At 69.4% G+C, this 13,615-nt stretch carries 11 protein-coding genes and 1 pseudogene; 9 read left to right on the top strand and 3 right to left on the bottom strand.

Translation table 11 applies throughout. The annotated features are described in order from the left end of the window. The first annotated feature begins 30 nt into the window (after positions 1-30). The 3 genes from ACZ69M_RS25030 to ACZ69M_RS25020 all read left to right on the top strand — a co-directional run bounded on the left by ACZ69M_RS25030 (position 31) and on the right by ACZ69M_RS25020 (position 2,921). Complete coding sequence (locus ACZ69M_RS25030) at positions 31-432, top strand: nuclear transport factor 2 family protein (protein ID WP_470053017.1); 402 nt, start codon at positions 31-33, stop codon at positions 430-432. 16 nt (positions 433-448) lie between these two features. Beyond that, positions 449-1,888 (top strand): gamma-aminobutyraldehyde dehydrogenase, encoded by a 1,440-nt coding sequence (locus tag ACZ69M_RS25025; RefSeq protein ID WP_470053015.1) that lies wholly within the window; start codon positions 449-451, stop codon positions 1,886-1,888. Positions 1,889-2,063: 175 nt separating this feature from the next. Further along, positions 2,064-2,921 (top strand): SCO2400 family protein, encoded by an 858-nt coding sequence (locus ACZ69M_RS25020; protein WP_470053013.1) that lies wholly within the window; start codon positions 2,064-2,066, stop codon positions 2,919-2,921. Between the two features lie 73 nt (positions 2,922-2,994). Here ACZ69M_RS25020 and ACZ69M_RS25015 read toward each other — a convergent pair whose 3' ends face one another. Both ACZ69M_RS25015 and ACZ69M_RS25010 read right to left on the bottom strand, forming a co-directional pair. Then, positions 2,995-3,615 carry a dihydroxyacetone kinase subunit DhaK gene (locus ACZ69M_RS25015; RefSeq protein WP_470053011.1) on the bottom strand — a complete coding sequence of 207 codons (621 nt, stop codon included), beginning with the start codon at positions 3,613-3,615 and terminating at the stop codon, positions 2,995-2,997. Positions 3,616-3,655: 40 nt separating this feature from the next. Next, the gene (locus ACZ69M_RS25010; protein ID WP_470053009.1) at positions 3,656-4,870 is read right to left on the bottom strand and encodes an RNA-guided endonuclease InsQ/TnpB family protein; all 1,215 of its coding nucleotides are present in this window, start codon (positions 4,868-4,870) and stop codon (positions 3,656-3,658) included. Positions 4,871-4,931: 61 nt separating this feature from the next. On the opposite strand from ACZ69M_RS25010, the pseudogene tnpA reads away from it, so the two are divergent. Together tnpA and ACZ69M_RS25000 are read left to right on the top strand one after the other, a co-directional pair. Continuing rightward, positions 4,932-5,361: pseudogene (tnpA, locus tag ACZ69M_RS25005) on the top strand (IS200/IS605 family transposase). Between the two features lie 371 nt (positions 5,362-5,732). Further along, positions 5,733-6,191 carry a PPOX class F420-dependent oxidoreductase gene (locus ACZ69M_RS25000; RefSeq protein WP_470053007.1) on the top strand — a complete coding sequence of 153 codons (459 nt, stop codon included), beginning with the start codon at positions 5,733-5,735 and terminating at the stop codon, positions 6,189-6,191. 100 nt (positions 6,192-6,291) lie between these two features. Here the strand turns inward: ACZ69M_RS25000 and ACZ69M_RS24995 are convergent, their stop codons facing one another. Then, positions 6,292-7,293 carry a LacI family DNA-binding transcriptional regulator gene (locus ACZ69M_RS24995; RefSeq protein WP_470053005.1) on the bottom strand — a complete coding sequence of 334 codons (1,002 nt, stop codon included), beginning with the start codon at positions 7,291-7,293 and terminating at the stop codon, positions 6,292-6,294. A gap of 390 nt (positions 7,294-7,683) precedes the next feature. Between ACZ69M_RS24995 and ACZ69M_RS24990 the strand changes: the two genes are divergently transcribed. Genes ACZ69M_RS24990 through ACZ69M_RS24975 form a run of 4 tightly spaced genes read left to right on the top strand, consistent with a single transcriptional unit; the run spans position 7,684 to position 13,592 of the window. Then, positions 7,684-9,018 (top strand): ABC transporter substrate-binding protein, encoded by a 1,335-nt coding sequence (locus tag ACZ69M_RS24990; protein WP_470053003.1) that lies wholly within the window; start codon positions 7,684-7,686, stop codon positions 9,016-9,018. Between the two features lie 7 nt (positions 9,019-9,025). Continuing rightward, a complete protein-coding gene (locus tag ACZ69M_RS24985) occupies positions 9,026-9,961 on the top strand; it encodes a carbohydrate ABC transporter permease (protein WP_470053001.1) in 936 nt (311 codons plus the stop codon). 47 nt (positions 9,962-10,008) lie between these two features. Further along, entirely contained in the window at positions 10,009-10,815 is an 807-nt protein-coding gene (locus tag ACZ69M_RS24980) for a carbohydrate ABC transporter permease (protein ID WP_352047604.1), read from the top strand. A 41-nt stretch (positions 10,816-10,856) separates the two neighbouring features. Beyond that, positions 10,857-13,592: a glycoside hydrolase family 38 N-terminal domain-containing protein gene (locus tag ACZ69M_RS24975; RefSeq protein WP_470052999.1), complete on the top strand. Its 2,736-nt coding sequence runs from the start codon at positions 10,857-10,859 to the stop codon at positions 13,590-13,592. Positions 13,593-13,615: the final 23 nt, after the last annotated feature.

The following is a 13,615-nucleotide window of genomic DNA, read 5'->3' as shown; positions in this document are numbered from 1 at the left end:
CCGCCGAACGCCCGTGACCAGGAGCCGTGCATGAGCACCACCACCGTCCAGGAAGTCCGGACCGCCGCGGACGCGCTTGTCGCCGCCTTCGCCGAGGGCCGCCTCGACGACTACTTCGGCGCCTTCGCCCCCGACGCGACCTTCATCTTCCACACCACCCCGCAGCGGCTCGGCTCCACGGCCGAGTACCGCGCGCTCTGGCGGCAGTGGGTGGAACAGGACGGCTTCCGCATCCTCGGCTGCACCTCGTCGGCACCGCTGATCCAGCCCTTCGGCGACACCGCCGTTTTCAGTCACGACGTCGAAACCCGGGTCGCCACCCACGCCGGGGAGGAGACGGTCCACGAGCGGGAGACCATCGTCTTCACCCGCGCCGACGACGGCGGCTGGGTCGCCGTCCACGAGCACCTGTCCGCCCGTACCGCCGCCTGACCAGGAGAGACGTTCCATGAGCACCATCTTCCGCAACTACATCGACGGTGCGTTCGCGGACGCCTCGGACGGCCGCACGCTCGATGTGGTGGACCCCACCACCGGTGACGTCTACGCGACCTCCCCGCTCTCGGGGGCAGCCGACGTCGACGCGGCGATGGCGGCCGCGGCCGCGGCGTTCCCCGTCTGGCGCGACACCACCCCGTCCGTGCGGCAGCGCGCGCTGTTGAAGATCGCCGACGCGATGGAGGCACGGGCCGACGAACTGGTCGCCGCCGAGAGCCGGGACACCGGCAAGCCGCTCCACCTCACCCGCAGTGAGGAACTCGTCCCCGCCATCGACCAGGTCCGCTTCTTCGCGGGCGCGGCCCGCATGCTGGAAGGCCGCTCGGCCGGTGAGTACATGGAGGGGATGACCTCCATCATCCGCCGCGAACCGGTCGGTGTGTGCGCGCAGGTGGCGCCGTGGAACTACCCCCTGCTGATGGCGGTGTGGAAGTTCGCCCCGGCGCTCGCTGCGGGCAACGCGGTGGTCCTCAAGCCCTCGGACACCACCCCGGCCTCCACGGTGCTGATCGCCGAGATCATCGGCGGTGTCCTGGAGGAGCTGGCACTGCCCCGCGGAGTCTTCAACGTGATCTGCGGCGACCGTGACACGGGCCGCCTGATGGTGGAGCACCCGACCCCCGCGATGGCCTCCATCACGGGTTCGGTACGCGCCGGCATCCAGGTCGCCCAGAGCGCGGCCAAGGACGTCAAGCGGGTCCACCTGGAGCTCGGCGGCAAGGCCCCCGCGGTGATCTTCGAGGACGCCGACCTGGCGAAGGCCGTCGAGGACCTGGTGGTCGGCGGCTTCTTCAACGCCGGTCAGGACTGCACGGCCGCGACCCGCGTCCTGGTCCACGAGTCGGTTCACGACGAGTTCGTCGCCGCCTTCGCCAAGGCCGCGGCCGACACCAGGACCGGGCTGCCGGACGACGAGGACGTGCTGTACGGACCGCTGAACAACGCGGGCCAGCTCGCCCAGGTCACCGGCTTCATCGAGCGCCTCCCCGAGCACGCCAGGATCGAGGCGGGCGGCCACCGGGTCGGCGAGCGGGGCTACTTCTACGCCCCGACCGTGGTCTCCGGCCTCAAGCAGGACGACGAGATCATCCAGAACGAGGTCTTCGGCCCGGTCATCACCGTCCAGTCCTTCGCGGACGAGGCCCAGGCCGTGCGCTACGCCAACGGCGTCGACTACGCACTGGCTTCCTCGGTGTGGACCAAGGACCACGCGCGGGCGATGCGGATGTCGAAGAACCTCGACTTCGGATGTGTGTGGATCAACACCCACATGGCCCTCGTCGCCGAGATGCCGCACGGCGGCTTCAAGAAGTCCGGTTACGGCAAGGACCTCTCCGCGTACGGCTTCGAGGACTACACCCGGATCAAGCACGTCATGACGTCGCTCTGACTTCCAGCTGACATCCAGGCACGCGTCGGCCGGCCCTGAGAATCCGCACAACAGCGCCACACGGACTGCACACAGGCTTTCGAAAGCCTCGTTAGCGTTGCTGGCTGCTCGATCTCACGTGCGAGCGCGACCAGGCCCGGCCGGGCGACGGCATGTCAACTCAGGAAGACCGCAAATGGACTACTGCTCCTCGTGTCGGCGGCATCTCAATGGCGCCCTGGTGTGTCCCGGGTGTGGCGCCTACGCTCCGGACATCGCGCCGGCCACCGTCGACCGTGGCATCGTCCCGACCTGGGTCGGCATGGCGCCGACGAGCACGGCGGTGAGCGCATCGGTGCCGTGGGAGTACACGACCTCGGAGGCATGGCACGACGGCCGTCTCGACGACGAGGCGGCGGACGCGGCCGACCCGGAGGAAGCCCCCCGGACCGACCCGTACGGCGACATCGAGGGCGCGCCGCCCGCACCGCAAGGTCGAGCGGCGCGGCGTCGCCAGATGGCCCGCTGGAAGAAGAACCAGCGCCGGGCCGTGGTCGCGACTGCCGTCGCACTCGTCGGCGGCGGCCTGACCGTCGCCTCGATGAACCGGCACTCCGCCGACCAGGCACAGGCGGCGACAGCGCCTGACGTCACCACCATGGGCACCGCGGACGAACAGGCGACCGACCAGCCCAGCCCGTCGTCGACACAACCTCAAACTCACGTGTCTTCGCACACTCCCCCCGCGCAGTCGACCACGACCGCCCTTGCACGCCGGCAGTCCGTCGGTGCCCCGTCCCACGCCACGCCGGCGAGCGCTCAGCCGTTCACCGCGGCCTCCGCTCATCCGACGGCGGCGTCGGCGACCCCGCAGCCTCAGGCCGCCTCCCCGTCCTCCGTCGGAACGGTGCCCGACCACACCACTACGTCGGCGCAGCAGACGTCCGCGCCTGCCGGCTCCGACGGCACGGCCTCGGGAGCACCGCAGGCGGCCCCCACGCCGACAGCGACGTCACCTTCACACATCTGCCTGCTCCTGGTGTGCCTCGGCTGACCGCGCCTGACGTTTGACCAGCTGAGACGGGAGCGGGCCCTTGATCCTCCGGGCGAGGAGTGTCGTCGTTCCCTCAGAACACGCGGATCGGGATCTCGGCGGGGGCGGCGAGCAGATCGGAGATCTCGTCGTCCAGCCGGACCAGTGTCACGGAGACACCGGCCATGTCGAGCGAGGTGCAGTACTCACCCACGTAGCTGCGCCCGATCTCGATGCCCCGCTCGGTCAGCTGCTTGTGGGCCCGTCCGTACACCAGGTAGAGCTCGCCGATCGGTGTGCCGCCGAGCCCGTTGACCATCAGTGCGACACGGTCACCGGAGGAGTACGGCAGGTCGTCCACCACCGCGGTGACGAGCTCGCCCACCATCGCGTCCGCCGACCGGAGCTTCTCCCGCTTCCGGCCCGGCTCGCCGTGGATGCCCACGCCCATCTCGACCGCGTCCTCGGGCAGGTCGAACAGCGGCGAGCCCTTCGCCGGCGGCGTGCAGGCGGTGAGCGCCATGCCCATGGAGCGGGTGACGGAGTTGACCTTCTCTCCGATCCGGTGGACCTCGCCGAGGTCCGCACCCCGCTCTGCGGCGGCGCCGACGGCCTTCATCACGAAGAAGTTGCCGGCCACCCCGCGCCGTCCGACGGTGTACGTCGAGTTCCGCGGCCGCCAGCACGGCCTCCAGCGTGTGAGGTCGTTGAACACGTTGGTGACTCCTCCCCCGGCTGAAGCCGGGGGCTTCTCGCTAGGCCGGGTCGGCGTCGCGACGGACCAGCCCGGCCCGTAGAACGTTGGTGGCTCCCACTGTGTCGGCGTGCGCATTGTGGCCGCAGGCGACGCAGTGGAACTTTTCCTGTGTGGGCCGGTTCTCCTTCGCGGTGTGCCCGCATGCGGGGCAGGTGCGGGAGGTGTTGCGGGGGGCCACGGCGATCACTTCCCGTCCGGCGCTCTCAGCCTTGGCGTGCAGGATCGTCAGGAACACCCCCCATCCGGCATCGTTGATCGACGTGTTGAGCCCGGCCTTCGCGGCGGCCCCGTTGGACAGGAACGTACCCGGCCGGCCGGGGTCGGGCTTCGGCGCGGGTGCCCTGCTCATGTTGCGGATCTTGAGGTCTTCGTGCGCGATGAAGTCATGTGCGCGGACCAGGCCGAGCGCGGCCTTGTGCGCGTGGTCGAGCCGCTGGCGACGCACCTTGCCGTGGAGCTGGGCAACCTTCTCCGCCGCGCGCTGGTGATTGGCGGTGCGGTCCTTCGCTGTACGGCGCGGGAACCGCGACAAGGCCTGCTGCGCTGCCCGGAGCTTCTCGGATGCACGGCGGCCGTGGCGCGGGTTGGGCACGAACCCGCCGCCCGAGTCGGCGAGGAAGTTCGCGATGCCCAGGTCGATCCCCACCATGGAGCCGGTCGCCGGCAGCGGCTCCGGCTGGTCCTGCTCGGCACTCAGCACGACGAACCACTTACGGCCCTCACGCTTGACCGACACGGTCTTGACCCGGCCAGCCACGGCGCGGTGCTGGTTGACCTTCACGTGGCCGACGCCCTGGAAGCGGACACGGGTAACAGGGTCGTGTGGGGTGGAGTTCCACCGGCAGCCGTCCCCGTCCTTCGGGAAGTCCACCGTGTCAAACCAGCTCACCCCGCGAAAGCGCGGGTAGCCCGGACTGTCGCCGGATTTGACCCGGCGGAAAAACGCGGCGAACGCCTTGTCGAGACGGCGCAAGGTGGCCTGCTGCGAAGAGAACGACCAGCGGCCCTGACGCTCCGGGTCGAACGCCCTGATCCCCTTGAGCTGCGCGGACTGCATCCCGTACCTGACGCTCGTCTTCGAGCTGTGGCGATAGGCGTCACGGCGTTCCTGCAACGCCCCGTTGTAGAGGGAGCAGTGATCCCGCAGCATCTCGCCGAGTGCCTGAGTCTGCCGGACGGTGGGCCGCATGAGGAACTTGTACGCACGGATCACCCCAACGCTCGCCCCCTCCGGTCGAGTTCACCCAATCCTGATACATTTGCACATTTGGCGTATGTCACCGCGCTGGGAACCGGATCCCGATATCCGTCGGGGAAACCACGTCATCTACAACCTCCATGCACACTTGGTGTTCGTGACGAAGTACCGGCGTGAAGTCTTCAACGGCAAAATGCTGACGCGCTGCGAGACGATCATGCGGGACGTGTGCGAGAGCTTCGGCGCACAGCTGCGAGAGTTCAACGGCGAAGGCGACCACGTCCACCTGCTCGTGCGCTACCCGCCGAAAATCGCCCTGTCCGCACTCGTCAAACAGCCTCAAGGGCGCCAGCTCCCGCTACCTGCGCGCGGAGTACACCGGCCGGATCAACCGGACCGGCACCGGGTCCGTGTTCTGGTCCCCGTCCTACTTCGCGGGCTCCTGCGGCGGCGCACCACTGAGCATCGTCAAGGACTACATCGACAACCAGAACCGCCCAGCCTGACCATCACCCCGCAGACCCAGCGAACTCCGGCGCTTCGCGCCCCCGGACCGAGGATCGCATTCCCGCCCGGCCTCAAGGCCGGGATTCCCTGCGAAGATTCAGAGGATGGCCGGTACGGCGTAGCGCTCGTTGAAAGGTCCGGAGAGGATCTCGGTCAGCGGTGTCACACCCACGGCGCCTCCACGTTTCCGCCCCCGCCTCCTCCATCCCACGCCCGCGGATCACACCCCGCCACTTGTAGCCCGGGGAGCTTGCGCGTAGGCATCGGCGGGCCGGTGCGGCCGGTCAGCGCCACCGTCGCCGCGCCGGTGGCGGCGTCGGACTGACGGGACCCGGGAAATGCCGGGCGTACAGCGGATGTTGCTCACGTCATGACTCAAGATCCCGCACCGCGCCTCCTGTCCGACGAAGCCCTCTCCCACCTGCTCGGCAAGCAGCGGTTCGGCACCCTCGCCACGGTCAAACGCTCCGGCCATCCCCACCTGACCACCATGCTCTACAGCTGGGACGCCGAGGCCCGCGTCCTGCGGTTCTCGACGACGGCCGACCGCGTCAAGGTCACGCACCTGCGGCGCGACCCGCATGCCGCGCTGCATGTGCACGGCGGCGATGTGTGGTCGTTCGCCGTCGCCGAGGGCACGGCCTCCGTCTCCGAGATCACGACGGTTCCCGGTGACGCGGTCGGGCGGGAACTCCTCGGGATGGTCCCGGAGGGTTCGAAGCCGGCGGACGAAGCCGCGTTCCTGCGGCAGTTGGTCGACGAGCGTCGGCTGGTCATCCGGTTGAAGGTGGACCGGTTGTACGGAACGGCACTCGACATCAACGGCTAGGGTCCGCCGGGAGGGCGCTGGCCACCGCCGCGGAGCCGGCCACGGACGGCCACCGTCGGCGGGACAGGCCAGCCCCTCCCCCCGACCGGGGGCACCCGGCCTACGCGGACTCGCGCAGCCTGAGCTCCGCCCCCACCACCAGTTCGTCATGGCCGAGCGGATCCTCGCCGGTCAGCAGCCGGGCCGTCTGCTCCACGACGAGAGCGCCGAGCGCCCGCGTGTCCAGGGCCACGGTGGACAGCGGCGGCTCGACCAGCGCCCCCAGTTGGAGGCCGTCGAAGCCGATCACCGCGAGGTCGCGAGGTACCTCGCGTCCGTGCCGGCGCGCTCCGCGCAGCGCACCAATGGCGACGATGTCGTTGAAGGCGAACACGGCTGTCACCTCCGGGTGTTCGGCGAGCAGGTCCTTCAGCGCGCTCTCCCCGCCCTCCACGCTCTGGTCGGCGCGGCTGACCGGGCCGGCGTCGAGCCCGCAGGCGGCCATCGCGTCGGCGAACCAGGCGTGGCGGATGCTGGGCTCGGTCCGGCCCGCGTGGTCGAGCATGCCGATGTGCCGGTGCCCGGACTCGACGAGGTGCGCGATGGCCGCGCGGACGCCCTTCTCGCCGTCGATCCGGATGGAACTGAAGCGCTCGGTACGGTGCTCCCGGTCGATGAGCACCACAGGCAGCCCGCGTGCCAGTTTGTCGATCTCGTCCTCGGGCTGGCTCAGATAGCCGACCACGGCGTCCACCTGGGAGGCGATCACCTGGAGTGTGCCGCGCTCCTCCTCGATGCGGTCACCCGTGTCGTACACGACGACATGCCAGCCACGGGACCGCGCCGCGTCCAGAGCGGCCGCGGCGACCTCGGTGAAGAACGGGTTGAGCAGGTCGGGGATCACCAGCCCGACGCTGATGGTGTCCTGTCGCACGAGTCCTCTGGCGAACCTGCTGGGGCGGTACCCCAGCGCGAGCGCCGCGTCGAGGACGCGCTGCTTGGTCGTGACGTCGATCTCGCCCTTGTCGTTGAGCGCCCGTGACACCGTCTGCCGGGACACTCCTGCGGTCCGGGCCACATCGTTGATCGTCACTCTGCGGGGTCCGGTCCCCGACGACGCCATCACTACCTCCGTACCTGTGCCGACGCAGGCGCGCCGTAGGGACACTGAGTATGCACCGGGCCGAAGCCATGGTGCGACCTTGTGCGCGGGCACCCGACGATCATGGCCGTGGTGCGGCCTTCGCCGCCGGCGCCAGGCCATCATCGGTGGTCAGCGGCGTCATGTGAGCTCTCCTTGATCTGCCGGACCCATGGACGACTCGAGAGTCTTGACACTCGGCCGTGCCGCGGCGCAAACTCCGAGTCGCTTCATCACACGGTCCCGTGAACGCTCCCGTGAACGTTCACGTGAACGCTCACGAACCCTATCCCAACCAGAAGGCATCCCCGCCTGAGCTGTCAACGTCGACCCGCCTAGCGCCGCCGCTAGTCGTTCTCTGGAACGGAAAACATGAGCAAGACAGTCACGCGCACCCGTCTCGCCGCCGTCGCCGCGGCAGCCACTCTCGTCGCCCTCGCCGGTTGCTCGTCGTCCGCTCCGTCGGACAAGGCGTCCGCGGCCTCCTGCACCCCCACCAAGGGGAAGGTCACCCTCCAGTACTGGAACACCGTTCCGGGCATGGACAAGGTCGTGGACCTGTGGAACAAGAAGAACCCGGACATCCAGGTCCAGACGAAGAACATCTCCAACGACCAGTACGGCACCCTCGGCAACGCCCTCAAGGCGGGCAAGGCGCCGGACCTCGCTCAGGTGGGCTACGACGAGCTCCCCGCCCTGCGCACCCAGAACGCCTTCGTGGACGCCTCGGCGTGCTCGGCGGCCACCGCGGCCAAGTCGAAGTTCGTGCCGTGGACCTGGTCGCAGACCAGCTTCGGCGGCACGGGCGTCTTCGCCCTCCCGCAGGACACCGGTCCGATGGCCCTGTACGTGCGCAGTGACATCTTCAAGAAGTACGACATAACGATCCCCACGACCTGGGACGAGTACGCTGCGGCCGCGCAGAAGCTGCACAAGGCGGACCCCAGCCTCGACATCACGTTCTTCGACCCGAACAACGCCGAGTGGTTCAACGGGCTCCTCTGGCAGAACAGCGCCCAGATGTACGGCTACTCCGGTGACAAGTGGCACGTCACCGTCGCGTCGGACCAGAGCAAGCAGGTCGCCGACTACTGGCAGAAGCTGATCACCGGCAAGCTCGTGCGCACCGACCTCGCCAACGGTTCCACGCAGATGTACGCCGCCTACCAGAAGGACCAGATCGCCAGCTACGTCGGCGCCGCCTGGGGCTACAGCATGTTCCGCGACAACCTGCCCAAGCAGTCCGGGAAGTGGTCGATCGTACCGATGCCGACGTGGGGCGCGAACGGCGCCTCCGGTGACTGGGGCGGCTCGACCGTCGCGTTCATGAAGGGCGGCAAGCACCTCTACGAGTCGGTCAAGTTCAACACCTGGCTGAACTCCGACCCGGAGGCGCTGGCGCTGGAGAACCAGTTGGGCGGTCTCTACCCGGCGGCCGACGCGGGGCTCAAGCTGCCCGCGCTGTCGAAGGGGGTGCCGTACTACAACAACGAGAAGATCTTCGACGTCTTCGCCGACTCGTCCAGGAAGATCGACACCAACTTCGCCTGGGGCCCCACCCAGAAGACGGTGAACCTGGCCCTCCAGGACGCGATGGCCAGGGCCGCGGCCGGTGACGGCACGCTCACCGACGCGCTCTCGGCCGCCCAGGCAGCCGCCCTGAAGTCGATGAAGGCCCAGGCGATCCCGGCCACGGCGGGCAAGTGACCTGGGAATGACCGACATCGCACCCCGCGCGGTGACGTCAGGTGGCCGCCGCCGTCCAGGCGGTGGCGGCCCCCGGGCAGGCACCGTCATCGCGTTCCTCACCCCGTTCTTCCTGCCGTTCGTGCTGTTCTACCTGGTGCCCGTCGGCTACGCGCTCTGGCAGAGCTTCCGCGTCGTGCGCCGTACCGGAGGCCAGTACGGGACCTCGTACACGACTTTCGGCGGATTCGACCAGTACACGCAGGTGTTCCAGAACAGCGAGTTCTGGAACAGCATCGGCCGCATCGGGCTGTTCGGCATCGTGCAGGTGCCCGTCATGTTGTTCGTCGCGCTGGTCATGGCGCTGCTGCTCGACACGCCCCTGCTGAGGCTCAAGGCGTTCTTCCGCATCACCGCGTTCATGCCGTACGCCGTTCCCGGCGTCATCGCCGCGATCATGTGGTCGTACCTGTACTCACCGCAGCTCAGCCCCGTTGTCGACCTGTTCCAGCGCATCGGCCTGCACCCCGACTTCCTCGGTCCGGGCGCCGTCCTGTGGTCGGCGGCGAACGTCTCCACCTGGCTCTGGACCGGCTACAACATGCTGATCATGTACTCGGCGCTCCAGTCGATCCCGCAGGAGCTCTACGAGGCCGCGAAGATCGACGGCGCGACCAACTGGACGATCGCGTGGCGGATCAAGGTTCCGATCATCGCGCCGTCGATCGTCCTGACGACGGTGTTCTCGATCATCGGCACACTCCAGCTCTACGCCGAGCCGGCCGTGCTGCGCCAGATCTCCTCGAACATCTCCAGCACATTCACCCCGAACATGCTGGCCTACGCGGTGGCCTCCGGGAACAACTACCAGCAGGCCGCGGCCATTTCGGTGGTCATCGCCGTCATCACCTTCGTCTTGAGCTTCGGGTTCATGCGACTCACCTCGAAGAAGGCGGGACTGTGAGCAACCCCTCCACGATCCGCGAGAGCCGGGGCAGCCGTACGGCCGTCATGGCCCTGATGTTCCTCCTGGCCGTCTACTTCCTGTTGCCGGTCTACTTCCTGGTCGTCGCGGCGACGAAGCCGCAAGGTGAGCTCGCCACCACCAACGGGCTGGCGTTCTCGCACTTCAACCTGTTCGAGAACCTGCGGATCCTGTTCACCCGCAGCGACGGCATCTTCGGGCGGTGGGCCCTCAACACCGTCATCTACGCGGTGCTGGGCGCGGCCGTGGGCACCCTGATCTCGGCCCTGTGCGGCTACGCGCTGGCCAAGTTCCGCTTCCGCGGCCGGGAGTTCCTCTTCTCCGTCGTGCTCGGCGGTGTCCTCGTCCCGACCACCGCACTGGCCCTGCCGCTGTTCCTGCTCTTCTCAGCGACCGGGATCGTCAACACCTACCTCGCGGTGTTCCTGCCCAGCATCGTCAGCCCGTTCGGTGTCTATCTGGCGCGCATCTTCGCCAACGCCGCCGTCCCGCAGGAGCTGATCGAGTCGGCGCGGCTGGACGGCGCGGGCGAGTTCCGCACGTTCTTCTCGGTGTCGTCCAGGCTGATGACGCCGGCCCTTGTGACCATCTTCCTGTTCCAGTTCGTGGCCATCTGGAACAACTTCTTCCTGCCGATGGTGATGCTCCAGAAGGAGTCGCTGTTCCCGATCACGCTCGGCCTGTACGAGTGGAACGGCCAGACCGCCCGGGCCCCGCTGCTCCAGGAGTCCGTGATCACCGGCTCACTGGTGTCGATCGTGCCCGTGATCATCGTGTTCATCCTCCTCCAGCGGTTCTGGCGCACCGGGCTCGCCGCCGGTTCCCTCAAGTGACCCCTCTCCCCCGCACATCCGCACAGAAGGTCCCCCTCGCCATGCAGAACTCCGCCGTCTTCGTGCCCCATTTCCACTGGGACCGGGAGTGGTACGAGCCGTTCCAGGTGTTCCGGCACCGGCTCGTCACCGCCCTGGACACCGTGCTGGAGACGGCCGAGGCGAACCCGGACTTCCGGTTCACCGTCGACGGGCAGATGGCCGCGGTCGAGGACTACCTCGAGATGCGGCCGGAGAACCGCGACCGCCTCGTAGCGCTGGTGCGCGAGGGCCGGCTCGCCATCGGACCGTGGCTGATCCTGCTCGACGAGTTCCTCTGCTCGGGCGAGACGATCGTGCGCAACCTCCGGATGGGCTGGGACGCGGCGGAGCGACTGGGCGGTGCGATGCCCGTCGGGTATCTGCCGGACATGTTCGGCCACATCGCGCAGATGCCGCAGATCCTGGCCCGCGCCGGGATCGAGCACGCGGCGCTGTGGCGCGGTGTGCCCGGCTCCGTCGACGGCCACGCCTTCCGCTGGCGCGCGCCGGACGGCTCCGAGGTGCGCACCGAGTTCCTCTTCGACGGCTACGACAACGGTCTCGACGTCCTGCTGGTGCCCGACCGGATCGGCCGCGCCCTCGGCGACTACGCGCGGATGACGGCCGAACGATGGGGCGGTGACCCGGTGCTGGCGATGGCCGGCACCGACCACAACGCGCCCGACCCGCGGCTCGCGGACTGGCTGCGGCGCGCTTCCGGCGAGGAGCGCGCCATCACGATCGCGACCCTGGACGAGTACATCCGCGAGCACGTGCGCGACGAGGTGTCCGCCGTCGTCACCGGCGAGCTGCGCAGCCACGTCCGCGGCAACATCCTGCCCGGCGTGCTCTCCGTGCGGCTCGGGCTCAAGCAGCGGATGGCCGTGGCCGAACGCACCGTCGACCACGCCGAGCGTGTGAACGCCCTGTGGTCCCGACGGGACGACGCGCCGTTCCTGTCACTCGCCTGGCACAAGATCATCGAGTCGACGGCGCACGACTCGGTCGTCGGCTCGGGCACCGACGAGACCTGCGACCAGGTCGACGCCCGCCTGGCCGAGGCCGCGCAGACCGCGCGAGCCGTGCGGGACGCCGCGCTCGCCGAGCCCGCCTCCCGGGTGCCGAGCGACGCTCATCTCGTCGTCAACCCGCTGCCGTTCGCCCGTACGGCGCTGGTCGAGGTGGACGTCGTGGCGCCACCTGCGGGAGCCGGGCTGGTCGCGACCGCCGCCGACGGCTCCACGCACTGCGTGCAACTGATCTCGCAGGCCCCGACCGTGCTGAGCGACGAGCGCATGGACGCCTCCCGGCTCGAACGCGTCCTGCGCCGCATCCACCGCCGCGAGTTGTTCGGCCGGCTGATCGACCACTACGAACTCACCCCGAACTCGCTCGTCTTCCACCTCGCCGAGGTGCCCGCCAGCGGACCCTTCGACCTGCTGAACCTGCGCCGCGAGGTCGCCGAGGCAGCCACCACGCACCCGGGCGAGTGGCGGGTGCTGACGCTGGCGGAGGCGCGGGCGACCGCGCTGGTGCCCGTGCGCGTGCCGGCCTCCGGGCTGGCGAGCTTCCGGGTCGCGCCGAGCGGGCGGCCGGCCACCCCGTCGGCCACCCTCGCGGATGCCACGGCGACGCCTCGCGGCGTGTCCAACGGTCTGGTCGACGTCGAGGTCGCCGCCGACGGCACCCTGACCGTGACCGGCGCCGACGGCACCGTCCTGAGCGGCGTCGGCCGCCTCGTCGACGGCGGTGATCGCGGCGACAGCTACAACTACGCGCCCCCGGCGCGGGACGTACTCGTGTCGGAGCCGGTGGAGACGACCGTCGACGTCGTCGAAGAGGGTCCGCTGCGCTCCCGGCTGCGGATCACCCGCGTCTACGCATGGCCCGCCGCGCTCTCCGACGACCGCGATCTGCGCGCCGAGCGGACCGTGGCGACTCCGGTGGAGACGCTCGTCGAGGTGCGCGCGGGCGAGCCGTTCGTCCGGGTCTCCACGTCGTTCGTGAACCAGTCCGCCGACCACCGCCTGCGGTTCCACGTGCCGCTGCCCGAGCCGGTGACCATCTCCGCGTCCGCCGGACAGTTCGCCGTGACCGAGCGCGGGCTCACCGCCGAGGGCGGCTGGGGCGAGTACCCGCTCCCGACCTTCCCGGCGAGCTCGTTCGTGTCGGCCGGAGCGGCGACCGTGCTGCTCGACCACTCCAGCGAGTACGAACTCGTCGACGGCGGCGCGGAACTGGCCGTCACCCTGCTGCGCGCGATCGGCTCGATCAGCGTCAACATCCACCCTCTGCGCGACGAGCCTGCGGCGAGCGAGATCCCCGCGCCGGGTGCGCAGGACCTCGGCATGCGGATCGCGAACCGCTTCGCCGTGCTGCCCTCCTCGACCGGCTGGCAGGGGGCCGACGCGGTCGCCCTGGCCGAGGAGTTCCGGGGCGACGTGCTCGTCACCCGCGGCACCGCACCCGGCGGAGGCGACCTGCCGGGCGACGCGACCGGACTCCGGGTCGACGGCAGGGACGTCCTCGTCTCCAGCGTCCGCCGCGTCACCGACGACGAGCGCGGGTCCGGAACCGAGGTGCGGCTGGTCGCGCTGAGCGACACCGGCTCGGTCGTCCGGGTGTCCGGCTCGTTCACCGAGGCGACGACGGTCGACCTGCTCGGCAGACCGCTCTCCGTGGAAGCCGAATCGTCCGGCGACGGCCTCGAACTCGCCCTCGGCCCCTGGGAGATCCGCACCATGGTTCTCCGCTAGCTCACCAAGAATCTCCCCGCTGC

It is taken from the genome of Streptomyces sp. NPDC107454, from assembly GCF_055582885.1.
Note: the sequence above shows the minus strand (reverse complement) of the source record. Positions and strands in the feature narration are given on the sequence as shown.